The following is a 21,293-nucleotide window of genomic DNA, read 5'->3' as shown; positions in this document are numbered from 1 at the left end:
CTGCCCCAACGGCGGTGCCAATTTCATTCTACGAAGACTTGAGCCACGTCAGGACATGGACGCGCAGCGCCGACGAGAGATTGCTGGCAGCATCCCTTTGATCGTCGATCTCGGCGATCAGGGTCGCCAGGCTGATATCGCGTTTTGCTGCGATTGCCTTCAACTCGAGCCAGAACTCGTCCTCGAGGGAAAAACTGGTGCGATGACCGTGAAGGGTCGCGGAATGTTTGCGGATCACGAAACTCTCCGGACCTTCGGAACAAGCTCGCTTATTCAGACTGTGGTACTTCCGGCGTCAAGCCGATCGGCTGAAGCTTGGTTAGCGGATACTTAATATACACCGGACGGAAAGTCAGTCGTCCTTGCCGGGCTTTTCCAGGCGGCCCTGGTCGAGCCCCTTCTCCGCCTTGTCGTTGCGTGCCTTGGTCAGGGACTTGTCGGCCTTGGTACGGCCGAAGGTGAGGCGGTTCTGCTCCGCCTCCTTTTCCTTTTCGAGCCGTTCCTTGGCTTTGCGGAACTGGCGAAGGTTGACGATTTCGGCGCTCATGGCTGACGCGCCTCCCGGCGCTTACTGCTTCTTGCGGAAGGAATCGAGCGAGATGACCGAGCCGGGCTTCTTCTCTTCGCCGGGCTTGGCTTCGGTGTCGGCAGACTTGGAAATGGCATCTACGGGGATGGCGGTGATTTCGGCGGTGGTGTTCTCGTCCTCGTCGGCGAGCGGCACTTCGAATTCAAGCTCGAAATTCACAGAAGGGTCGTAGAAACCGCGAATGGCGTTGAAGGGAACGACCAGGCGTTCCGGGGTATCGGAGAAGGAAAGGCCGATCTCGAACTGGGTATCGGAGACCTTGAGGTCCCAGAACTGGTGCTGGACGACGATGGTCATCTGTTCGGCATATTTCGCCTTGAGGTGCTGCGAGATGCGCACGCCCGGGGCGCCGGTCAGGAAGGTGATGAAGAAATGATGGTCGCCCGGCAGACGGCCCGTGGCCGCAACCTCGGTCAAAACCTTACGGATGACGCCGCGCAACGCGTCCTGCGCCAGAATATCGTAACGGATGTGGTCCTGCCCCATACGGTCCTGTCTTTCCATTCTCTCGTCTTTTAGTCAGACGCGTTATGCCATGCCGGCCCGGCGCGGGGAAGCCCCGACGAGCATCCGAGTCAGTTCCATAGTATTCGACTGGGGAGCGAAGGTGAAGGCTTCTGTTGCCAGGTGCCTTCGGACCCCGCCTTAAAGTGCTACCTCCAAGGACTTAGTTCGGATTTCCCGCACCGCCATTAGGCAGCGAGAGCATAACCCTTAGCGTTGTTGTCGTTTGCAACTACACTTTTTGACCCGATAACGGTGGTATCATGCCGAGCAAAAGTTCGATCTTTAAGCCCTTGTCGATCCTATTTCGCCCCCATCAAAAGCCGGTCCGCAAGGTTTCCATGCGACCGACCGGTTTTTGGTGGAGGCGCCGGGTACCGCCCCCGGGTCCAATAGGTTTATTACACCGGCCGTTTATTGCCATAGCCGGACCGAAGTCCGGCAACCGTCATATAGGCGTTTCCACCCCCGGTGAAAAGGGGTGAGAAGCGTGAAGGCTCCCATAAATCGTCGCATCGATCACTTTTGCCGCTGGCCAACAGGGAAACGGGCAGGAACCGAGGATCAGCGCAATCGACCGGTTCCTTCGCGCAGATAACGATCCGCGATCGTTGCGCTTCCCTTTTTTGATATGAGCCGTTGTGGCAGCACCTGACAATCGCTGTCCCAGCGGTCCAATCGATGCTAAACTACTGAAGTGTCGTGCCTTGGGAGGGGCCGATGGGCCGTCTCTGCTTAGCTGTGGCAGCATTCGTCATTGTGGCGTCGGGCCTAGAAGCTCAGGAACGTCAGCCGTTTCACATTGCGCAATTCCCCGACAGCCGGACAGTGAGCCTTACGATCATGTCGGCGGCGACGTCGGAAGACATCGAGTATGATTACGACGTCGCAATTGGACTGACCGAGCACAAGACCGGCGGCGAACCCATCTTCGTGGACAACGGCACCCATGTCATGCGTATCCGGTGTCAGGCGCCACGAACGGTATTGGTCGGCGCTACAGTTTACAGGCTGCATGACCCGCCAGTGATGGGCGACTGGAAAGAGGACCTGTGGAAGGCCTTGTGCCTTCAACCCGTCTCTTGAGTAGGTGAGTAGGCCCCCGCTTCCGGGGAAGCGGGGGCCGTTGTTGTCACTTCACCTGGGTGACGGTCAGCTTGCCGTTGACACGTTCCGCCACGAACTGGATGTTCGCGCCTTCCTTCATCTTCCCGAGCATCCCCTCGTCGGCCACGCTGAAGACCATGGTCATCGCGGGCATTTCTAGACCCTTCAGCTCCTCGTGGATGAGCGTGACCTTCTTGGCCTTGGCATCGACCTTCTTGACCGTGCCCTTGGTGAATTCCTGAGCGAACGCACCGCTGGCGGATGCCAGGCCGAGCGCTGCGACGACAGCAAGTTTGAGAACCGTTTTCATGCTCTTACTCCTTCCTTCTTACCTACTTGTTGGCGACAGTGACGTCGCCGTGCATTCCGGCGTCGTAGTGGCCGGGAACGAGGCAGGCGATCTTGAAGACGCCATCGTTGGTGAATTTCCAGACGATATCACCGGACTTGCCCGGCTTCAGGCGGATCGCGTTCGGATCGTCATGTTCCATGTCCGGAAATTTCTCCATGACCGCCTTGTGCTCCATCACCTTCGCCTCCTGGTCGAGGACGAATTCGTGGTCGAGCTCGCCTTCGTTCTTGATGGTGAAGCGGATGGTCTGACCCTTGCGAACCTTGAAGTCGTTCGGGGTGAAGATCATCTTGCCGTCGGGCGTCTCCTTCATGCTGACGCGGATGGTCTGGCTGACCTTCGACTTGTCGCCGGGTTCGCCAACGGCCATGGCTTCGCCGTGGCCGCCCGCGTGGCTGCCCGATGCCAGAACCGGCGTTGCGAGGGTAGCGAGGATGAGGCCAAGAATTGCAGTTTTCATGATCATGTCCTTTGATTGTTGGAAGTGTTCGATCAGCCGTGGTTCGAATGTTTCGACGGCGGCTGTGTCTTTGCGTCTTTGGCCTTGGGCGCGTCGGGGAGGCTTCCCGTCCACTCCCAGGCCTGGGTGCCGGGCGGGTTTTCGTACCAACCCGGATCGGCGTAGTCGCCCGCCGAGATACCCTCGCGGACCTTCACCACGGAAAACATGCCGCCCATCTCGATGGGGCCGTGTGGTCCCCATCCAGTCATCATGGGAACAGTGTTTTCCGGTATTTCCATGGACATCTCGCCCATATCCGCCATGCCGGCCGTACCCATCGGCATATATTCGGGACGGATCTGCCTGATCTTTTTGGTGACTTCCTTCTTGTCAACGCCGATGAACGTCGGGATGTCGTGGCCCATCGCGTTCATCGTGTGATGCGACTTGTGGCAATGGATCGCCCAGTCGCCGACATGCTTTGCGTCGAACTCGTAGGCCCGCATCGCGCCGACGGGAATGTCGATGCTGACCTCCGGCCAGCGGGCTTCAGGCCGAACCCAGCCGCCGTCGGTGCAGGTCACTTCGAAATCGTAGCCGTGCATGTGGATCGGGTGGTTGGTCATCGTGAGGTTACCGACGCGGACGCGGACCTTGTCGTTCTTCGAGACCACCAGCGGATCGATGCCCGGGAAGATGCGGCTGTTCCAGGTCCAGAGATTGAAGTCGGTCATCTCCATGACGCGCGGCACATAGGTGCCGGGATCGATGTCATAGGCGCTGAGCAGGAAAACGAAGTCGCGGTCGACCGGCATGAACTTCGGGTCCTTGGGATGGACCACGAAGAAACCCATCATGCCCATCGCCATCTGGACCATCTCGTCCGAATGCGGGTGGTACATGAAGGTGCCGGACTTCACGAGGTCGAACTCGTAGACGAAGGTCTTGCCGACGGGAATATGTGGTTGGGAAAGGCCGCCCACACCGTCCATCCCCGATGGCACGAGCATGCCATGCCAGTGGACCGTGGTGTGCTCCGGCAGCTTGTTGGTCACGAAGATGCGGACCCGGTCGCCCTCGACCGCCTCGATGGTCGGACCTGGCGACTGGCCGTTATAGCCCCAGAGGTATGCGGTCATGCCTTCCGCCATCTCGCGTTCGACAGGCTCGGCGACGAGGTGGAACTCCTTGACGCCGTTGTTCATGCGGAAGGGCAGGGTCCAGCCGTTCAGGGTCACCACCGGATTGTAGTCGGGACCGACTGACGGCCGAACCGGCGTCTGGGTTGCGGCGGAATCCATGGCGGCTGCTTCCGGCAGACCCATGTTCGATGTCTGGCCCCAGGCCTGGGAGGAGACGAGTGCGGCACCGGCGGCACCTGCTCCGAGCAATTGTCTTCTATTGAACATTCTCGTTTCCTTTCTCAGTCTTCGGCTTCTTCAGCCGAAGCGACCTCGGTTTCTGCCGAGGCCGAACCGGTGCTGCCGCCATAGATGACGGGGGCAAGGTTCGCTTCGGCAAGCCAGAAGTCGCGTTTGGCGTTGACGGCAAGGATGGTGGAATCGATCTTCTCGCGGGTGTCGGCGATCAGTTCGAAGGTGCTGGTGATCATTCCGTTGTAGGTGAGGAGGGACTGTTCCTCGATCGCATTGCGCAACGGCAGGACGTTGTTTCGGTAGTGGCGCGCGATATCGTAGTTCGACTTGTAGGCCAGATAGGCAGAGCGGGCTTGTGAACGGGTGTTGACCGCAAGTTCCGCCAGCTGGTTGGCAGCCCGCATATAGGCGAGCTCGCCCTTTCGCAGACGCGCCTGGCCGGAATCGAAGATCGGGATCCTGAATTCCAGTCCTGCCGTCTTCGACACGTCCGAGAGGATCTTGCCGTCCTCGCGCTCGCGTTCCTTTTCGTAAGTGCCGACCAGTTCGATGTCGGTGACGATGCGGGTGACATCCTCGAGCTTGTAGGACTGGGCGGTCGCCTGAAGCTCCAGGCGGGCGACCTGCAGATCCATGCGCTTGTGGATCGACTCGGCCTCGATGTCGTTGCGCTTGATCAATGCTTTCGGCAGTGAGGGGAGGCGGTTCGGAATCTGGAAGTCGATGTCGGAACCGGTGAGGCCCATCAGCCTGACCAGCTCCTCCTTGGCAAGCTTTGCTTCGAGCCTTGCCTTGGCAGTCTCGCCGGTCAGCTCCGCGTAAAAGACGTGTTCACGAGCCTGGTCGGCCTTCGGCATTGATCCGGCTTCGCCGATCTTCTTGGCGAGTTCGGAGGCAGCGTCGGCGGCGACCTTGGCCTGGTTGAGGTAGGCGACGTTTTCCCATGCCGCCACGGCGTTGATCCAGGCTCGCCGCGTTTCGGCGGCGAGAGAGATCGTGGCGATCGCCGCGTTGAGCTGGGCCTGACGGAACCGCGTGTCGGCCAGCTTGATGTTCTTGTCGTATGTCGCCAGAGCCAGAATATTGGCCGCGACGGCGCCCTCGAGAACGCGATAGGCCTCAAGTCCGGGAGTGGCTATCCCGGTCAGGCCGACGGAGAAGGTCGGCAAGACCGAAAGCTGCGTCTGCCATGCGTCCGCCGCACTATCTCCGAGATCGGCATAGGAGGCCTGGAGGCCCTTGTTGTTCAGGAGAGCGACCTGGACAGCGGTCTCGACGTCGATGGTCTTTTTGGCCAACAGCGCCTTCACGCGGCCCTGGACTGCCTGAGCCTGCTGTCGGTTCTGGACCCACACGGTTTGTTTGCCGGTTGCCTCGCTGCCTTTCGCCGAGGCATTCATGAAGCCGGCGTCTTTGGCCGAATAGTCCGTCGTTACGCAGCCGGTGGCGACAAGGGGGAGCACGACGGCGGACACGAGCCTGATGTGATGTGTTATCATCGCGCTCATCCTTTTTTCGGAGCCTGGGCATCGTTGAGACCGCGCCAGGGCTTCGGATCGACGGGCATGCGATGGGTGTAGCCGTCAATGGGGCTCCGATATCGGAGGGGCATGACGTCGGCCCCGGTGTCGGGGTGGTCGGTCGAAGCAACGACTTCAGGCAATGTGGATGCACACCCGCTGGCAAAAAGCGGAAGAGCAACCACCAGGAACAAATGTTTCATGGTAAAAATCCGAGAATATGATCGCAATTGCGCCATGGCGCTCACTCGCGCACAGGCACAGCAAGACCCGCCCTGCGGGTGCTAGTTCTCAGATATTAGGTGGACGATGCAGGCTCGGCTTCTGACCGGCAGTATCCGTGTCGTCGATGAACTCGCGAATGGAGACCACGCGCGGATGGTTCAACGAGGAGCCGGAGCAGGCGATGGCGGCAACACCGCAATAATCCGTGCAGCAGGAGCTTTTGGATTTTTCCGGGCTGCCGTGGTCGTGCTGGTTGCCGTGATGATCGGCATCGGCCATCGCAACGCCGTCGCCATGGTGAGCGGCGTGGCCATCTTCGACCTGCGAGACCTGGGCGGCGCTTTCGGGATGCATCGCGGCGCTGACGGCAGAAAAGCTGTAGCCCGCCAGTGACAAGATCATCACCAGTCTGAACATCAGTGCCATCGCTTTAGATGTGATTCGATACATCCCGCTCATGCCTATCAGGATTGCCAGAGCCTTCGAGCTTGTCAATCGACGCCTTCTCAAACCACCACTTCACGTCGTTTGTGTGGCACCGCAACAACGCCACGAAGGGTGCCCCGCCGTATCTGAGGCCAGCGGGCACCGGTTGCATTGGCTTTAGTTGGGGCGGTCCGAACCACCATAGTAGTCGCCGCTGTTGGTCGTCTTCGGGGTCGTGTCCCACCCGTTGCGAAGCGCCGGATTGTTGATCGATCCGGTATATCCGTAGCGGGCGTCCCGGGCTGCAGATGCTTCTACCGAAGGGTTGCGGTCAGCCCCTCCGTAGTAGTTGCCTTCCTGGGCCAGTGCGGATGTGCTCAGAAAAATTGCGGCCAGAAGCGCGATAGCGGAAGCTGCTTTCATCATTGTAGATATTCCTTCAGAATTGCCGACCATTGGAGTTAGCGACCATGGTCGATGCGTTGCCGATGTCTTGAATGTCGAGCAGGGATCGCTGATCGACGGCAGTTGAAGTTCAGCGGTTGTCGCGGGATTTATGGAGTTCAGCACGCGGATCGGTTACGGAAACGGTCCCGAACCGCTTGTTGGTGCGCTCGACGATGCCATTGTCGAGGACCCGGAATGTCACGTTGCTATTTGACTTGGCGACGGCGGTTTCTCCGGGTTTGCCGTGCCCTTGGACAATCGCATCCACATGAGACGCTTCGGGAGCCAAGGGACCGTTAGCCAGAGCGGGGACTGCAACGGCCGCGAAACCAACCGATAGGATTAGGAGCTTGGAATTCATGATCTTTTCCTCGTTCGACTGCGTGGTGCAGCGTGAGGAAGTTACATCGCGGTTTTGTCGGCCGCCTTTCGCCAAGTTTACAAAATTGTAAGGTGGAACGGCTCACCGCCGCGGCTATCACGGGTCAGGCAGGGCTGATATCCTGCCGCAACAAAGCCTGGATCGTGCCGCTTGGAGCATCGGCGAGCGCGCGATCAAAATACTGCTCTACAGACCGGAAGCCTTATGAAAATCCTCCTCATAGAAGATGACAAGAAGACGGCCACCTATATCGTCAAAGGTTTTACGTCGGCTGGACATGTCGTGGATTGGGTTCTCGATGGCAGAGATGGGTTGGCGGCCGGACTCGATGCGTCCTATGACGTGATGGTCGTAGACCGGATGGTTCCAGCTCTGGACGGCCTCACGCTCGTAAAGAGCCTTCGCGCAGCCTCCGTCCGAACCCCGGTTCTTTTCCTCACGGCCATGAGCGGTGTCGATGACCGCGTCGAGGGTCTCGAAGCCGGGGGCGATGACTATCTCGTCAAACCTTTCGCCTTCTCGGAGTTGACAGCGAGGATCAACGCGTTGCTCAGGCGTCCGCCAATGACTGCCGAGAAAACGAAGTTGCGCGTCGGGGATCTTGAACTCGATCTGGTCAAACGAACCGCCGAACGAGCTGGAATGCCTCTTGAATTGCTGCCGAGAGAATTCACGCTGCTGGAGCTTCTGATGCGAAACGAGGGAAGGGTGCTCACCAAAACGATGCTTCTGGAGAGGATCTGGAACTTCAATTTCGATCCGCAGAGCTCCGTGGTCGAAACCCATATCAGCCGATTGCGGTCGAAGATCGATAAACCGTTCGACTTCCCGCTCCTGCACACCGTCCGCAACACCGGTTATAGCCTGCATGCGCGGCGGTAGCTTCTTCAAGAGCACGGCTGTCCGGCTTGCCTTCCTCTACATATCGCTGTTTGTGGTCTCCTACCTCGCAGCCAACGTCATTGCCTACCAGATGGTGCTGAATTTTCTGGACGAGCGGCTCAACGCAAACGTTATGGAGCGATACAGGGAAATCGGGTCAGCCTACGAGGCTCGCGGCCTCCCAGGCGCGATCAGCATGATCAACAGCCACGGCCCGGCGATCCGAGGCGAAGAGACGATCTACACGCTCCGGAATTCATCCGGAGCGCTGATTGCCGGAAACGCCGAACTGGAAGGCGTTGCGAAAGGCTTCTCGACCCTGAGGCCTAAAGATCAGCATCAAAGCGACGTCAACTATAAGCTGTTCCGGGGCCAGCTCGACGGGAACGACCTGACGGTTGGCATCAGCTACGGCGACACCGACGAACTGGCACGGATCGTGTTGGTCAGCTTCGGGTGGGCCACCGCAATCGTATTTACCGTCGGGCTAGGCGGAGCGGTCGTCCTGAGATATCGCACCCGTCGGCGGATTTCGGAGCTCTCCCAAACCGCTCATGCCATCGGCCGCGGCGAGCTTGCGAGGCGACTGCCGGTCTCGTCGAGGATGGACGAGATCGACATGTTATCGTCGGAGGTCAATGTTGCGCTGGAGCGTCTGGAGGCGAGCGTTGCCACCTTGAACCATGTAACGACGGACGTCGCCCATGACCTGAAAACGCCGATCGGTCGGACGTTCCTGATTCTGGACGATGCTCTGCAGGCAGAAACAATGGAAGAGGCCAGAAACGCGGTAGAAGCCGCTCTCGCTGAACTGACCGCGATAGCGAGCACGTTCGACGCACTCCTGAGGATTGCTCAGATCGAGGCCCGCAACAGGACTGCCCATTTCAAGTCAATCGATCTCACTGCACTGGTCCGCGACATCTACGATATTTACGACGCGATCGCCGCGGAGGACGGCTACACGCTTCGTATGCAGGAAGCGGGTGAGGAATGTCAGGTTCGCGCCGATCCGGACCTGATAAGGCAGATGTTGGCCAATCTGCTCGCCAACGCGCTCCGTCATACCCCGCCCGGCTCCACCATCACATTGGGCGTGACGCATCGTAGCGGCGCCATCTGCTTGAGCGTATCCGATGACGGGCCAGGCATTCCTGCGGAAGAGCGGGAGCGGGTATTCGATCGCTTCTATCGGCTAGAAAAAAGCAGAACCACCGTCGGATCGGGTCTTGGCCTCAGCCTCGTAAAAGCGATTGCAGAGCTTCATGGTGCGAAGGTCGAGTTGCTGGACAATGCGCCGGGGCTGTCTGTGGTTATCCTGTTCCGCCGCCTCTGAAACTGCTCCGCGTGCGGCGTGATCGCCTCTCATATGGCGCGATCATGGGCGAAGTCGAGCTGAAACACTCACGTTTGGACATCGATCACCAGCATTAAGCCACCACCGCCGTCGGTTTCGACATTGTTGTTCGTCGTGTGGTGGGAGATATGGCAGTGGACGAGCCATTTGCCCGGCCGCCGGGCGGTCCATAGGACATCGTAGCGTTGTCCGGGAGCAATGTTGACCGTGTCGGCCAGGTAGCGGGCGGCTGGCGCCAGTGTCTCCCCGTCGCGTGCGGCGACCTCGAACGGGCCTCCATGGACGTGCATCGGATGGATGGCCGTCGTGTGGGAACCGACGAAGCGTATTTTCAGTTTCTGCCCGACCTTCATCTTGATCGTATCCGTTGCGGGATAGGATTTCCCGTTGATCGTGAAGAAGTTGGGCAGGGCACCTTCCATCGGCATGGCGGGATATGTGAGCCACTCCCGCTTCACCCATTCCTGAAGCTGCATCGTATATTCGAGATCGGCCGGAATTTCGTTCGCCGCATCCTTGGGATCGATGATCAGTGCGCCGTACAGGCCAAGCGACTGCTGCCGGTCCACGTGGTCGTGCGTGTGGTAGAAATACGTGCCCGACTGCCCGACGGTATATTCGTAGGTGAAGGTCTGGCCGGGCTCTATCGGCTTCTGGGTGATGTGGGCCGGCCCGTCCATCTCGTTTGGCAGGATCAGGCCATGCCAATGGACGGTCGTGCTTTCTGGCAGCCGGTTCGTGACGTTGATCCGGACCTTGTCGCCTTGCACGACCCGCAAGGTCGGGCCTGGAACCTGATTGTTGTAGGCGTAGGCTTCCACCGTTTCGCCGGGCAATATCGACCACCCGATCACCGAGGCGGTCAGGTCGAAGACCTTGACGTCGCCATCGATACGCGGCGGAAGGACTTCGCCGCCCGTCGCCGTCTCCCGCGCCCGAAAACCGGCGAGACGGGGATCGACCGCCGCCATGTCGCGCATGGCGTCGCCCGGCGTATCGAACGTCATGATCATCCCGGGGGCCATGATCGCACCACCGACGTCGTGGGCGCTCAGTTGCATGTTCACCTTGGTGAACGGGTAGGCGAAGCCGGCAATCAGCATGATCGAGGTGAAGGCGGCCATCGTCGCGATCTGGAGACGGGTAGGGGCGAATGCGCGGCTTGGGCGATCCTGCCCCGACCCATGATGCTGATGGTTGCCGGCTGGATCTTGTCCTCGCGCCTCTCCGTGGGCAGGTGCGCCCTCCTGCTGGTGCTGCCCATGAGTGTCGCCGGACACGTGGCCTCGCTCCGTCATCAGCCCGTGCTTCAGGCCCTTGGCGACCAGCCAGACGTTGAACGGGTAGGCGATGACAAAACCGACCCCGATGCCGAGGGCCATCACGCCCCAGAAGAGCATCTCTCCCGGCCACATGGCCCTCATGTCGCGGCCCATCATCAGGATCGCCATGACCGGAGCCATGCCGGCCATCATCGCATTCATGCTGATGAATTCCGGCATGAACGAATTTCGGACATTCTGCCAGTAAGTGCCGCCCATCATGTTCTTCATGAACAGAGCCTGGAAGATGAACAGGCCGAGCGTGAAGCCGGCGATGTATTCGATGATGATATCGATCCACATCGGCAGCCCGAGAAGGGCGGTGATCGCAGCGGCGATGATGATGCCCGTCGCATCGCCGGCAACGCAGTGGATGGTGGAGCCGATCCCCTGCTTCCACAGCGGCTTGATGAACTCTTCGTGCGTTCCGGGCACAGGTTCCTTGTCGGCCAGGATGTAGAGGAGCAGGCCGATCGGCCCGAGGTAGAGCGTGACGAGGATGAAGCCCCATTTCATCACAGCCGGCTCGGGATTGTTCCTGAACTGATCCCAGGCGACGTACAGGGTGCTCAGGCCGGCGAGGATGAACCAGACGAAGAGAAGATAGTCGATTGGCTGGATGAACACGGCTTCCTCCAAGTCGCGAAGTCACGAGATGGAGCGGACGCTACAAGTTTCCAGCATTGGAAGGTCAAGCGCGTCGAGGCGTGTTTCAGGCGTCCTGCTTTTGCGCGATCGACGTTGACGGGCTGGTGGTGCCATGCTTCATCATCGAGCCAGACAGGTCGTTTCGGCTGGCGATGCCGGGCTCGCAGAAGGTGGGCGGACGATATCGACAGTTGCGGCAGGGCCAGGATGGGATTTGAGGAGGCACGTCATGGGCAAGCGGATCGTATTCACCGGCGGCAGCGGCAAGGCCGGACGGCATGTCGTGCCGTATCTCGTAGGGCAAGGGCATGAGGTCCTCAACCTCGACCTAGTGCCGCTCGAGTGCCCCGGCGTCAACACGCTGATTGCCGATCTCAGGGACGGCGGCGAGACCTTCAACGCGCTGTCGATGCATTTCGGCTTCAAGGGACTGGAGAGCGGCAAGGGGCCGGCGCCCGCCGATGCGGTGGTGCATTTCGCCGCCGTGCCGCGCATCCTGTTGCGCCCCGACAACGCGACGTTTTCGGCCAACACGATCTCCACCTACAACGTCATCGAGGCGGCGATGAAGCTCGGTATCCCCAAGGTGATCATCGCATCCAGCGAGACGACCTATGGGGTCTGCTTTGCCGAGGGCGACAGGGACTACCATTCCTTTCCGCTCACCGAAGATTACGATGTCGATCCGATGGACAGCTACGGTCTCTCCAAGGTCGTCAACGAGAAGACGGCGCGGGCCTTTGCCATGCGTTTCGGCGCGGACATCTACGCGCTTCGGATCGGCAACGTGATCTCGCCGGAGGACTACAGCCGCTTCCCCGTCTTCCTCGCCGACCCGCCATCGCGCAAGCGCAATGCCTGGAGCTATATCGATGCCCGCGATCTCGGCCAGATCGTGCATCTCTGCATCGAAAAGGACGGCCTGGGCTTCCAGGTCTTCAACGCGGTCAACGACACGATTACGGCGCTTGAGCCGACCCGGCCGTTCCTCGAGCGCTGGGCGCCCGGCACGCCCATCGTCGGCGAGATCGGCGAATTCGAGGCTCCGATCAGCAACCGCAAGATCAGGGAGGTCCTGGGTTTCGCCGAGAGCCACGATTGGCGCCAATACGTCACCAGGTGATTGGCGCCGCTAAAACGGGGGAAAGCCACCAAACGCGATTGGTCGGGCCGAGCTATGCTACTATATGATTCCATGACGATGGAATCGGCGGCCTGACCCATGAAACAATATCTCGATCTTCTCCGGCATGTGATGGAAACCGGCACCGACCGGGGCGACCGGACCGGCAAGGGCACCCGCTCGGTATTCGGCTATCAGATGCGCTTCGACCTCGCAGAAGGTTTTCCGGTCCTGACGACCAAGAAGCTGCATCTGAGATCGATCATCCACGAGCTCCTGTGGTTCCTGAAGGGCGATACGAACGTCGCCTATCTGAAGGAGAACGGCGTCTCGATCTGGGATGAATGGGCCGACGAGAAGGGCGAGCTTGGCCCCGTCTACGGCTATCAATGGCGCTCCTGGCCCGCCCCCGACGGCCGCCAGATCGACCAGATTTCGCAATTGATCGAGGGCCTCAAGGTCAACCCCAATTCGCGCCGGCATATCGTGTCGGCCTGGAACGTCGGCCAGCTCGACGAGATGGCGCTGCCGGCCTGCCATTGCCTGTTCCAGTTCTACGTCGCCGACGGCAAGCTCTCCTGCCAGCTCTACCAGCGCTCCGCCGACGTCTTTCTCGGCGTGCCGTTTAACATCGCATCCTACGCCCTGCTGACGATGATGGTCGCCCAGGTGACCGGCCTGAAGCCCGGCGACTTCGTCCACACGTTCGGCGATACGCATATCTACTCGGATCACTTCGATCAGGCGAAGCTGCAGCTGACCCGTACCCCGAAAGCGCTGCCCACCATGCGCGTCAATCCTGCGGTAAAGGACATCTTCTCCTTCCGCTTCGAGGATTTTGCGCTGGAAGGATACGAGGCCGATCCGCATATCAAGGCGGCGGTGGCGGTGTGAGCAAGCCCCATCTCGTCATCATCGCCGCCGTCTCGCGGAACGGCGTCATAGGCCGCGATGGCGATATGCCCTGGAGACTTTCGACCGATCTGAAGCGCTTCAAGGCGCTGACCTTGGGCAAACCGGTGATCGTCGGGCGCAAGACCTTCGACAGTTTCGGCGGCAGACCTCTCCCTGGCCGGCCGCATGTGGTCGTCACGCGCAATCCGGACTTCCACTACGAGGGCATCGATGTGGCAGCCTCCCTCGACGAGGCACTGAAGATTGCCGGCCGCAGGGCCGAGGAGGCCGGAGCCGACGAGATTTATGTGCTCGGCGGCGGCGAGATTTATGCCCAGGCGATCGAGATCGCAGACATGCTGCGCGTTACCCATGTCGAAACCGATATTTCGGACGGTGATACGGTCTTTCCGGCCATCGATCCGGCGGTGTTCGAGAAGATCGATGAGGTTGCCGTTCCGGTGGGCGAGAAGGACAGTTATCCGACCCGTTTCGCCACTTATGCCCGCCGAACCGCGACAAACTGAAACATTTCGTTACCGTTGAACGGGAAGTTATTGAACCTGCGTTGAAAGCAGGTCGGCGCATCCCTATAACGGGCAATAGCCAGACGGCTGCCGCACGGCAGGGTCGCGGTTTGGGAGCGAATACGAACAAAGAGGTTTTGATGCCCTGGAGCAATCAGAATGGTGGCGGCGGCGGTCCTTGGGGCGGCGGTGGCGGTAATAATCAAGGGCCCTGGGGACAGGGACCGAACCGCCCACGCGGCGGCGGGGGCAGCGGCGGTCCGCCCGACCTCGAAGACATCATAAGGCGCAGTCAGGACCGGCTGCGCAGCGTAATGCCCGGCGGCTTCAACGGCGGCGCCTTCGCGATCGTTCTCATCGTGATCATTGCCTTCCTCGCCTTCCAGTCCGTCTATACGGTCCAGCCGGACGAGCGCGGGGTCGAACTGCGTTTCGGCCGCCCGAAGGACGAAATCTCGATGCCGGGCCTGCATTTCCATTTCTGGCCCTTCGAGTCCGTCGAGATCGTCAAGGTCACCGAACAGCAGCAGAATATCGGCGCGGCTCGGGGCTCAAGCTCCAATGCCGGCTGGATGCTGACCGGCGACCAGAACATCGTCAACGTTCAGTTCTCGGTTCTGTTCACCGTGACCGATCCGAAGGCCTATCTCTTCAACCTGGAAGGCCCGGCTTCGACGCTGCAGCAGGTTTCCGAAAGTGCCATGCGCGAAGTCGTCGGCCGCCGTCCGGCGCAGGACATTTTCCGCGACAACCGCGAAGGCATCTCGACGGAAGTGCGCAGCATCATCCAGGGTACGATGGATACCTACGGCTCCGGCCTTTCCATCAATGCTGTACCGATCGAGGATGCGGCGCCGCCGCGTGAAGTGGCCGACGCCTTCGAAGAAGTGCAGCGTGCCGAACAGGACGAGGATCGTTTCGTCGAAGAGGCGAACCAATACGCCAACCAGAAGCTCGGTCAGGCCCGCGGTCAGGCAGCCCAGGTCCGCGAAGAGGCATCCGCCTACAAGGACAAGGTCGTCAACGAAGCGCAGGGCGAGGCGCAGCGCTTCGTCTCCATCTATAACGAATATGCCAACGCGCCTGAAGTGACGCGCCGGCGCATCTTCCTCGAAACCATGGAAACGGTGCTGAAGAACTCCCGCAAGATCATTCTGGACAACAAGGACGGCGTGGTTCCCTATCTGCCGCTCAACGAGATGATCAAGCCGCAGACGAACCAGGGAGGCACACGATGAACTCCAATCGACTCCCCGCAATCCTGATCGGCCTCGCGGTCCTTCTCATGCTCATCTATTCGTCGGTCTTCGTGGTCAATGAGCGCGAACAGGCGATCGTCGTCCGCTTCGGCGAAATCCAGGACGTCAAGCGCGAGCCGGGCATCTACTTCAAGCTGCCCTTCGCATTCATGGACGCCGACCGCGTCCAGTATGTCGAGGACCGGGCTTTGCGCTTCGATCTCGACAATATCCGCGTCCAGGTGCGCGGTGGTGCCTTCTATGAAGTCGACGCTTTCGTCGTCTACTCGATCACCGATCCGCGCCTCTTCCGGGAAACTGTCTCGGGCGACCGCGATTCGGCCGAATCGCGCCTTCGCACCCGCCTCGATGCGGCTCTGCGCCGGGTCTACGGTCTGCGCAATTTCGACGCGGCGCTTTCCAACGAGCGCTCTTCGATGATGCAGGAGGTTCGCGCCGACCTCACCGCGGCTGCGGAAACCCTCGGGCTCGCGATCCGCGATGTTCGTATCCGCCGCACCGACCTCACCCAGGAAGTGTCGCAGCAGACCTTCCAGCGTATGAAGGCGGAACGTCTTGCAGAAGCTGAACTGATCCGCGCTCGTGGTAACGAGCAGGGCCAGCGTCGCCGCGCCATCGCCGACCGTCAGGTGGTCGAGCTGGTCTCCGAAGCGCAGCGGGATTCGGAAATCATGCGCGGTCAGGGCGATGCCGAACGCAACAAGATCTTCGGCGAAGCCTTCCAGCGCGATCCGAGCTTCTTCGAGTTCTACCGTACCATGCGGGCTTATGTGGCTGCACTTGCCGACAACGGCACGACGCTGGTGCTGTCGCCGGATTCGGAATTCTTCCGGTTCTTCAACTCGTCCGCAGGTCAGGCACTTGCGCCGATCCAGCCTCCGGCTCGACCGGCACCGCCTGCCGCGCCCGCAGCGCCGGCGAACTGATCCGACAAGCTTGGGGCGGCGCAAAGCCGCCCCTTTCATGACAAGACCATCCACAGGCGTGACGGGTAGAGGGCGCAGTCCTCACGAAAAGGTAATTTCCACAGTCGTCATTCCGCCTTATGCTCTGCCGAAACTCCGCCCGATTCAAAGGTTCCTATAGCCTGCCCGGGTGGAGACCGCTCTTCCGGGGTGATGCGGACAACCCAACAGCGAGGACGCCAGATGGCCCATTCGGTTCGATCGACCTTCAAGCGCACCGTCACGCTTGCGGCAACTTTTGCCCTGCTGGCGGCACCCTTGCAGGCGATTGCCCAGACACCGGTCCCTGCCGCCCCGGGGCAGAGCGCCAATCCGCCGGCCGGTTCTCCGGGCGTCATGCTGCCGGCTCCGCCGACCCCGTCTCCGACCATTAATCCGCCCCCGGCTCCCGGGCCGATGGCAGGCGGCGGCCCGGGCTCGATCGCCGATCTCGCCGAGGGCCTGCTCGATGCCGTCGTCAACATCTCCACCTCCCAGAGCGTCAAGGACCAGGGGGCCGGCCCGCAGCCTCAGATCCAGGAGGGCTCGCCGTTCCAGGAGTTTTTCGAGGACTTCTTCGATGGCCAGGGCAACCAGAACGGCAATCAGAAGGTTTCTTCGCTCGGCTCCGGCTTCGTGATCGATCCCTCCGGCTACGTGGTCACCAACAACCACGTCATTGAAGGCGCCGACGACATCGAGGTGATTTTCCCGAACGGCTCGAAGCTCAAGGCCAAGCTGGTTGGCACCGACACCAAGACCGACCTGTCGGTCCTGAAGGTCGAGCCCAAGGCGCCGCTCAAGGCCGTGCGCTTCGGCGATTCCCGCCGCATGCGGATCGGCGACTGGGTGATGGCGATCGGCAACCCCTTCGGCCTCGGCGGATCCGTGACACTGGGCATCATCTCGGCCCGCGGCCGCAACATCAATGCCGGTCCCTACGACAACTTCATTCAGACGGATGCGGCGATCAACAAGGGCAATTCCGGCGGCCCGCTGTTCAACATGCGCGGCGAGGTGATCGGCATCAATACCGCGATCATTTCACCGTCCGGCGGTTCGATCGGTATCGGCTTCGCCGTACCGACGGAGCTCGCCGAAAATGTCGTGCACCAGCTGACCGAATTCGGCGAGACGCGTCGCGGCTGGCTCGGCGTGCGCATCCAGCCGGTCACCGACGACGTGGCGGCAAGCCTCGGCCTCGACCGGGCGCGCGGCGCGCTGGTATCCGGCGTGGTCAACGGCGGGCCGATCAAGAACGGCGAGATCAAGGCAGGCGACGTGGTCCTCACCTTCGACGGCCAGTCCGTCAACGAGATGCGCGACCTGCCGCGCATCGTTGCGGAAAGCCCGGTCAACAAGGAAGTCGACGTGGTGATCCTGCGCGACGGCAAGCAGCAGACCGTCAAGGTGACGCTCGGCCGCCTGGAGGATAGCGCCGATCCGGAGGAGGAAGACGACCAGCCGGCCCTGCCGGAAGGCCAGGGCGAGAACAAGACGCCGGACAACAAGCCGCCCGGGGACCAGAAGGGCGAACTCAGCCAGGACCCGGCCGCAGCCTTCGGCATGACGCTCGCCGTGCTCGACGAGGAGCGCCGCAAGAGTTTCAGCATCGTTGAAAGCGTCGAGGGGGTATTGATCACCGCCGTCGCGCCGAATTCGCCGGCAGCCCAGAAGGGGTTGAAGGTCGGCGAGGTCGTGGTCGAGGTGGCGCAGGATTTCGTCGAAAGCCCGGCCGACGTCGTCAAGCGGATCTCGGTCCTGAAGTCCGAGGGCCGGCGCAACGCGCATGTGATGGTCTCGGATCCTTCCGGAAACCTGCGCTTCGTGGCGCTGCCGCTGGAATAAGCCCAGGGCGAGGCGGTCAGTGGGTGTGCCCCGCGGCCGCCCCCTGGCGTTGCCACTCATCGCGTGTAATCGCGTAGACCACATGCGGTTTCAGATGCGGATGCGTATCCGGCACCCGCGGATGGTCGAAATCCATGCCGGTGATGCGATGCAGGCCGAGCCGCTTCATCACTGCGGTCGATCGCCTGTTTTCGCCGACTGCGAAGGAGACGACCGCATCGAGGTGCTTTTCGCCGAAGGCGAAGTCGAGCAGCGCGCGGGCTGCCTCCGTGACATAACCGTTGCCCCAGAACCGGGTCGCCAGCCGCCAGCCGATCTCCACCGTCTCGATCGGAAAGATATCCGGCATGTTGGCGAGCGACAGGCCACAGAAACCCATGGGCTCCTGCGTTTCCTTCAGTTCCAGCGCGTAAAAGCCGAGCCCGGTTTCGGTGATCGCATCATTGAGTTTTGCGAGGAAGGTGTCGGCCTCCTCGTGGGTGCGGCGGAACGGGAAAAACTCCATCACCTTCGGATCGGAATTGATCTCGCGAAAGAGGCCACGGTCGCTGTCGATCCAGCTTCTGAGGCGCAGGCGTTCGGTTTCGAGGATGATCCGTGGGGGCATGTCTTGGGCTTTGTCCTACGAAACCTTCGCAGAGGATTTCGGCTTTTCGAACCTGATGCGCAGTTTGGTACCGGTGGCATCGGCGAAACGCTGCAGGGTGCGGGTGGAGGGCATGGAGCGACCGCTCTCCAGCCGCGCGATCGCAGCCTGCGTCGTACCCATGGCCTTGGCAACGTCTTCCTGCGTCATGGACGCCTGGGCGCGAGCCTTGATCAGGGCCTCCGCGAGGGCGAACTCCTCTTCGAGGGCGTCGTATGCCGCGACGAATTCGGGGTCCTTGCGCCACTCTTCAAAGGCATCTCGGGCAAGCAGGCTATTTCGTTTCGTCATTTGACCTCCTTCGCTTTCTTCAGCGCGAATTCGATGTCGCGACGCGGCGTTTTCTGAGTTTTCTTTCGAAAAACGTGCACGACAACGACGCGCCTTTCTTTCACCGTAATATAGGCGGCACGGGCAATGCCATCGCGCCCCGTTAGGCGCATTTCCCAAACGGGGCCTTCGAGATGCTTCACATATGGCGCGCGCATCCCGGCAAGGCCATGGTCTTCGATCAGGTGAGAGATGCGCTCGAAGACCGCACGCATGTCCAAGGGAAGGGAATAGAGTTTTTCCCTTACTTCAGCATCGAGAAACTCAATCGTCCAAGGCATAAAATATACCATTTTTGCAATGATCTTCAATGCAAATAATGCGATGTATATTTCAATCAGTCAATCGCAAGGGTTGCAATCAGGCCGTCACGAAATCCGTCTTGCGATAACCCTGGATATAGAGGAGGGCGGTCAGATCGCCGTGGTCGATGCGCATCCTGGCCTGGGCGGCAACGGTGGGCTTGGCGTGCAGCGCGACACCGGAACCGGCGATGTCGAGCATGCCGAGATCGTTGGCGCCGTCGCCGACGGCGATCGCGTCTTCCGGGGAGATGCCGAGCTTTTCCGCGATGGCAAGCAGCGCGTCCACCTTGGCCTGTTTGCCGAGGATGGGTTCGGCGACCTCGCCGGTGAGGATGCCATCGTTTTCGAGGAGGATGTTGGCGCGGTTCTCGTCGAAGCCGAGGGTCGCGGCGATGCGGCTGGTGAAGACCGTGAAACCGCCCGACACGAGCGCGGCGTAGTGGCCTTTGGCCTTCATAGTGGCGATCAGTTCCGGCCCACCTGAGGTCAGCGTAATGCGCTTGGCGATGACGTCGTCGACGACCGTGATCGGCAGACCTTTCAGAAGTGCGACACGTTCGCGAAGCGCGGGTTCGAAGGCGATCTCGCCGTTCATGGCGCGGGCCGTGATCGTCGCGACCTTGTCCTTCAGTCCCACGACATCAGCAAGCTCGTCGATGCATTCCTGGCCGATCATGGTCGAATCCATGTCGGCGATCAGGAATTTCTTGCGCCGCGTATCCGCGTCCTGGATGACGAGATCGATCGGGACGCTGCTGATGACAACCCTCAGATTGGCCTCGGCTGCCTCGATATCGCAGCCGTCGCGCAAGGCGATATCGCAGGCGATCCCATCCGCCAACCAGTAGAGGCCGGAGGCTTTCACCGCCTCCGCCGCTTGTTCTCCGAGCTGTTGCGTGAGAACGGGGTTTGACGGATGGGCAATGAGCGTGGCAACGAAAGCCATATGAGCGACCTTATCGACAATTTTGATGCGATCCTGATAACCGGGCCGACGGCCAGCGGCAAGTCGGCGCTTGCATTGCGCCTGGCGCGCGAGAAAAACGGCGTGGTGATCAATGCCGACAGCATGCAGGTCTACGACACGCTGCGGGTCCTGACGGCGCGACCGGCCGAGGACGAGATGGAGGGCGTGCCGCACCTGCTCTACGGGCATGTGCCGGCGACGAGGGCCTATTCCACCGGCGAGTGGCTGCGCGACGTGACGGCGCTTCTGCCGGAACTGGCGCGCGAGGGCAGGCTGCCGGTTTTCGTCGGCGGCACCGGGCTTTATTTCAAGGCGCTGACCGGCGGCCTGTCCGACATGCCGGAAATCTCGCAGGATATTCGTTGCGAGGTGCGCCTGCGTCTCAAGGAGGAAGGCCCGGAAGCGCTGCATGCGGAGCTTTCGACACGCGATGCGACGGTCGCGGCGAACCTCGAGCCGAAGGACGGACAGCGGATCGTGAGAGCGCTGGAGGTTCTGGCGGAGACCGGCCGCTCCATCGCCGAGTTTCAGGGCAGGCAGGGGCCGGTGGTGATCGATCCGTCGAGGGCGAAGAAGCTTGTCGTCCTGCCGGACAGAAAGCTCCTGCACGAACGGATCGACCGCCGTTTCGCGACGATGCTGGAGACCGGGGCCGTAGATGAGGTGAGGGCGCTGCTGGCGCTCGATCCCGCCCCCGACCTGCCTGTCGTGAAGGCGATCGGCGTTGTGCAGATCGCCGAGATGCTGGAAGGCCGTATGAGCCGGGAAGAGGTTATCGAACGTGGCTCGGCATTGACCCGCCAATATGCCAAGCGCCAGATGACCTGGTTTCGCAACCAGATGGACGAGAGTTGGGAGCGCCTGGCCTGAG

The 21,293-nt window shown here is 60.9% G+C and carries 26 protein-coding genes and 1 other RNA gene; 10 read left to right on the top strand and 17 right to left on the bottom strand.

The window, feature by feature from the left end; all coding sequences use genetic code 11:
• Positions 1-28 precede the first annotated feature (28 nt).
• The 4 genes from ACSQ3G_RS10310 to ssrA all read right to left on the bottom strand — a co-directional run bounded on the left by ACSQ3G_RS10310 (position 29) and on the right by ssrA (position 1,575).
• Positions 29-238, bottom strand: a complete 210-nt coding sequence (locus ACSQ3G_RS10310; protein WP_046626051.1) for a ribbon-helix-helix domain-containing protein — start codon at positions 236-238, stop codon at positions 29-31.
• Positions 239-352: 114 nt separating this feature from the next.
• Positions 353-547, bottom strand: coding sequence for a DUF4169 family protein (locus tag ACSQ3G_RS10305; protein WP_046667612.1), 195 nt, complete (start codon positions 545-547; stop codon positions 353-355).
• Positions 548-568: 21 nt separating this feature from the next.
• Positions 569-1,075 carry an SspB family protein gene (locus ACSQ3G_RS10300; protein ID WP_046667613.1) on the bottom strand — a complete coding sequence of 169 codons (507 nt, stop codon included), beginning with the start codon at positions 1,073-1,075 and terminating at the stop codon, positions 569-571.
• A gap of 120 nt (positions 1,076-1,195) precedes the next feature.
• Positions 1,196-1,575, bottom strand: a transfer-messenger RNA (tmRNA) gene (ssrA, locus tag ACSQ3G_RS10295).
• A gap of 238 nt (positions 1,576-1,813) precedes the next feature.
• Here ssrA and ACSQ3G_RS10290 point away from each other — a divergent pair.
• Entirely contained in the window at positions 1,814-2,179 is a 366-nt protein-coding gene (locus tag ACSQ3G_RS10290) for a hypothetical protein (protein ID WP_105424373.1), read from the top strand.
• A 46-nt stretch (positions 2,180-2,225) separates the two neighbouring features.
• Here the strand turns inward: ACSQ3G_RS10290 and ACSQ3G_RS10285 are convergent, their stop codons facing one another.
• The 8 genes from ACSQ3G_RS10285 to ACSQ3G_RS10250 form a co-directional block, all read right to left on the bottom strand.
• On the bottom strand, positions 2,226-2,510 hold the full coding sequence (locus tag ACSQ3G_RS10285) for a copper-binding protein (protein WP_105424374.1): 285 nt from the start codon (positions 2,508-2,510) through the stop codon (positions 2,226-2,228).
• Positions 2,511-2,532: 22 nt separating this feature from the next.
• Positions 2,533-3,012, bottom strand: a complete 480-nt coding sequence (locus tag ACSQ3G_RS10280; protein WP_105400977.1) for a cupredoxin domain-containing protein — start codon at positions 3,010-3,012, stop codon at positions 2,533-2,535.
• Between the two features lie 32 nt (positions 3,013-3,044).
• Positions 3,045-4,403, bottom strand: coding sequence for a multicopper oxidase family protein (locus ACSQ3G_RS10275; protein WP_105424375.1), 1,359 nt, complete (start codon positions 4,401-4,403; stop codon positions 3,045-3,047).
• A gap of 14 nt (positions 4,404-4,417) precedes the next feature.
• Positions 4,418-5,869, bottom strand: a complete 1,452-nt coding sequence (locus ACSQ3G_RS10270; protein WP_436109952.1) for a TolC family protein — start codon at positions 5,867-5,869, stop codon at positions 4,418-4,420.
• A gap of 5 nt (positions 5,870-5,874) precedes the next feature.
• Entirely contained in the window at positions 5,875-6,093 is a 219-nt protein-coding gene (locus ACSQ3G_RS10265) for a hypothetical protein (RefSeq protein ID WP_436109951.1), read from the bottom strand.
• 88 nt (positions 6,094-6,181) lie between these two features.
• Positions 6,182-6,610, bottom strand: coding sequence for a hypothetical protein (locus ACSQ3G_RS10260; protein WP_342588832.1), 429 nt, complete (start codon positions 6,608-6,610; stop codon positions 6,182-6,184).
• A gap of 108 nt (positions 6,611-6,718) precedes the next feature.
• Complete coding sequence (locus ACSQ3G_RS10255) at positions 6,719-6,967, bottom strand: hypothetical protein (RefSeq protein ID WP_436109950.1); 249 nt, start codon at positions 6,965-6,967, stop codon at positions 6,719-6,721.
• A gap of 109 nt (positions 6,968-7,076) precedes the next feature.
• A complete protein-coding gene (locus ACSQ3G_RS10250) occupies positions 7,077-7,349 on the bottom strand; it encodes a hypothetical protein (RefSeq protein WP_436109949.1) in 273 nt (90 codons plus the stop codon).
• 225 nt (positions 7,350-7,574) lie between these two features.
• Between ACSQ3G_RS10250 and ACSQ3G_RS10245 the strand changes: the two genes are divergently transcribed.
• Entirely contained in the window at positions 7,575-8,252 is a 678-nt protein-coding gene (locus ACSQ3G_RS10245) for a winged helix-turn-helix domain-containing protein (RefSeq protein ID WP_046633601.1), read from the top strand.
• A 196-nt stretch (positions 8,253-8,448) separates the two neighbouring features.
• Positions 8,449-9,588 carry a sensor histidine kinase gene (locus tag ACSQ3G_RS10240; RefSeq protein WP_436109948.1) on the top strand — a complete coding sequence of 380 codons (1,140 nt, stop codon included), beginning with the start codon at positions 8,449-8,451 and terminating at the stop codon, positions 9,586-9,588.
• Between the two features lie 68 nt (positions 9,589-9,656).
• Here the strand turns inward: ACSQ3G_RS10240 and ACSQ3G_RS10235 are convergent, their stop codons facing one another.
• A complete protein-coding gene (locus ACSQ3G_RS10235; protein ID WP_436109947.1) occupies positions 9,657-11,558 on the bottom strand; it encodes a multicopper oxidase domain-containing protein in 1,902 nt (633 codons plus the stop codon).
• A 250-nt stretch (positions 11,559-11,808) separates the two neighbouring features.
• Here ACSQ3G_RS10235 and ACSQ3G_RS10230 point away from each other — a divergent pair, with 250 nt between their 5' ends.
• The 6 genes from ACSQ3G_RS10230 to ACSQ3G_RS10205 all read left to right on the top strand — a co-directional run bounded on the left by ACSQ3G_RS10230 (position 11,809) and on the right by ACSQ3G_RS10205 (position 18,174).
• Positions 11,809-12,702: an NAD-dependent epimerase/dehydratase family protein gene (locus tag ACSQ3G_RS10230; protein ID WP_436109946.1), complete on the top strand. Its 894-nt coding sequence runs from the start codon at positions 11,809-11,811 to the stop codon at positions 12,700-12,702.
• Between the two features lie 99 nt (positions 12,703-12,801).
• Positions 12,802-13,596, top strand: a complete 795-nt coding sequence (locus tag ACSQ3G_RS10225) for a thymidylate synthase (RefSeq protein WP_436109945.1) — start codon at positions 12,802-12,804, stop codon at positions 13,594-13,596.
• Positions 13,593-14,123 (top strand): dihydrofolate reductase, encoded by a 531-nt coding sequence (locus ACSQ3G_RS10220; RefSeq protein WP_436109944.1) that lies wholly within the window; start codon positions 13,593-13,595, stop codon positions 14,121-14,123. Before ACSQ3G_RS10225 ends, ACSQ3G_RS10220 begins: the two co-directional genes overlap by 4 nt.
• Positions 14,124-14,263: 140 nt before the next feature.
• A complete protein-coding gene (hflK, locus tag ACSQ3G_RS10215; protein WP_105400980.1) occupies positions 14,264-15,361 on the top strand; it encodes an FtsH protease activity modulator HflK in 1,098 nt (365 codons plus the stop codon).
• Entirely contained in the window at positions 15,358-16,308 is a 951-nt protein-coding gene (gene hflC, locus ACSQ3G_RS10210) for a protease modulator HflC (protein ID WP_436109943.1), read from the top strand. The genes hflK and hflC overlap by 4 nt, the downstream gene beginning before the upstream one ends.
• 222 nt (positions 16,309-16,530) lie before the next feature.
• Positions 16,531-18,174 (top strand): Do family serine endopeptidase, encoded by a 1,644-nt coding sequence (locus tag ACSQ3G_RS10205; RefSeq protein WP_436109942.1) that lies wholly within the window; start codon positions 16,531-16,533, stop codon positions 18,172-18,174.
• A gap of 16 nt (positions 18,175-18,190) precedes the next feature.
• Here the strand turns inward: ACSQ3G_RS10205 and ACSQ3G_RS10200 are convergent, their stop codons facing one another.
• Genes ACSQ3G_RS10200 through serB form a run of 4 tightly spaced genes read right to left on the bottom strand, consistent with a single transcriptional unit; the run spans position 18,191 to position 20,401 of the window.
• Entirely contained in the window at positions 18,191-18,781 is a 591-nt protein-coding gene (locus ACSQ3G_RS10200; RefSeq protein WP_436109941.1) for a GNAT family N-acetyltransferase, read from the bottom strand.
• Positions 18,782-18,796: 15 nt separating this feature from the next.
• A complete protein-coding gene (locus tag ACSQ3G_RS10195; RefSeq protein WP_345927186.1) occupies positions 18,797-19,111 on the bottom strand; it encodes a helix-turn-helix domain-containing protein in 315 nt (104 codons plus the stop codon).
• Positions 19,108-19,461: a type II toxin-antitoxin system RelE/ParE family toxin gene (locus ACSQ3G_RS10190; RefSeq protein ID WP_245440344.1), complete on the bottom strand. Its 354-nt coding sequence runs from the start codon at positions 19,459-19,461 to the stop codon at positions 19,108-19,110. Before ACSQ3G_RS10190 ends, ACSQ3G_RS10195 begins: the two co-directional genes overlap by 4 nt.
• A gap of 49 nt (positions 19,462-19,510) precedes the next feature.
• Positions 19,511-20,401: a phosphoserine phosphatase SerB gene (serB, locus tag ACSQ3G_RS10185; protein ID WP_436109940.1), complete on the bottom strand. Its 891-nt coding sequence runs from the start codon at positions 20,399-20,401 to the stop codon at positions 19,511-19,513.
• Here serB and miaA point away from each other — a divergent pair, their 5' ends adjacent.
• On the top strand, positions 20,402-21,292 hold the full coding sequence (gene miaA / locus ACSQ3G_RS10180) for a tRNA (adenosine(37)-N6)-dimethylallyltransferase MiaA (RefSeq protein ID WP_436109939.1): 891 nt from the start codon (positions 20,402-20,404) through the stop codon (positions 21,290-21,292).
• Position 21,293: the final 1 nt, after the last annotated feature.

It is taken from the genome of Neorhizobium tomejilense, assembly GCF_964254135.1.
Taxonomy (GTDB): domain Bacteria; phylum Pseudomonadota; class Alphaproteobacteria; order Rhizobiales; family Rhizobiaceae; genus Neorhizobium; species Neorhizobium tomejilense.
This window is presented reverse-complemented; position numbering and strand designations above follow the sequence as displayed.

Coding starts and splice junctions, on each gene's coding strand:
- ACSQ3G_RS10305 (WP_046667612.1), bottom strand. CDS start 547: ATGAGCGCCGAAATCGTCAACCTTCGCCAGTTCCGCAAAGCCAAGGAA.
- ACSQ3G_RS10300 (WP_046667613.1), bottom strand. CDS start 1,075: ATGGGGCAGGACCACATCCGTTACGATATTCTGGCGCAGGACGCGTTG.
- ACSQ3G_RS10290 (WP_105424373.1), top strand. CDS start 1,814: ATGGGCCGTCTCTGCTTAGCTGTGGCAGCATTCGTCATTGTGGCGTCG.
- ACSQ3G_RS10285 (WP_105424374.1), bottom strand. CDS start 2,510: ATGAAAACGGTTCTCAAACTTGCTGTCGTCGCAGCGCTCGGCCTGGCA.
- ACSQ3G_RS10280 (WP_105400977.1), bottom strand. CDS start 3,012: ATGAAAACTGCAATTCTTGGCCTCATCCTCGCTACCCTCGCAACGCCG.
- ACSQ3G_RS10275 (WP_105424375.1), bottom strand. CDS start 4,403: ATGTTCAATAGAAGACAATTGCTCGGAGCAGGTGCCGCCGGTGCCGCA.
- ACSQ3G_RS10270 (WP_436109952.1), bottom strand. CDS start 5,869: ATGATAACACATCACATCAGGCTCGTGTCCGCCGTCGTGCTCCCCCTT.
- ACSQ3G_RS10265 (WP_436109951.1), bottom strand. CDS start 6,093: ATGAAACATTTGTTCCTGGTGGTTGCTCTTCCGCTTTTTGCCAGCGGG.
- ACSQ3G_RS10255 (WP_436109950.1), bottom strand. CDS start 6,967: ATGATGAAAGCAGCTTCCGCTATCGCGCTTCTGGCCGCAATTTTTCTG.
- ACSQ3G_RS10250 (WP_436109949.1), bottom strand. CDS start 7,349: ATGAATTCCAAGCTCCTAATCCTATCGGTTGGTTTCGCGGCCGTTGCA.
- ACSQ3G_RS10245 (WP_046633601.1), top strand. CDS start 7,575: ATGAAAATCCTCCTCATAGAAGATGACAAGAAGACGGCCACCTATATC.
- ACSQ3G_RS10240 (WP_436109948.1), top strand. CDS start 8,449: ATGATCAACAGCCACGGCCCGGCGATCCGAGGCGAAGAGACGATCTAC.
- ACSQ3G_RS10230 (WP_436109946.1), top strand. CDS start 11,809: ATGGGCAAGCGGATCGTATTCACCGGCGGCAGCGGCAAGGCCGGACGG.
- ACSQ3G_RS10225 (WP_436109945.1), top strand. CDS start 12,802: ATGAAACAATATCTCGATCTTCTCCGGCATGTGATGGAAACCGGCACC.
- hflK (WP_105400980.1), top strand. CDS start 14,264: ATGCCCTGGAGCAATCAGAATGGTGGCGGCGGCGGTCCTTGGGGCGGC.
- hflC (WP_436109943.1), top strand. CDS start 15,358: ATGAACTCCAATCGACTCCCCGCAATCCTGATCGGCCTCGCGGTCCTT.
- ACSQ3G_RS10205 (WP_436109942.1), top strand. CDS start 16,531: ATGGCCCATTCGGTTCGATCGACCTTCAAGCGCACCGTCACGCTTGCG.
- ACSQ3G_RS10200 (WP_436109941.1), bottom strand. CDS start 18,781: ATGCCCCCACGGATCATCCTCGAAACCGAACGCCTGCGCCTCAGAAGC.
- ACSQ3G_RS10195 (WP_345927186.1), bottom strand. CDS start 19,111: ATGACGAAACGAAATAGCCTGCTTGCCCGAGATGCCTTTGAAGAGTGG.
- serB (WP_436109940.1), bottom strand. CDS start 20,401: ATGGCTTTCGTTGCCACGCTCATTGCCCATCCGTCAAACCCCGTTCTC.
- miaA (WP_436109939.1), top strand. CDS start 20,402: ATGAGCGACCTTATCGACAATTTTGATGCGATCCTGATAACCGGGCCG.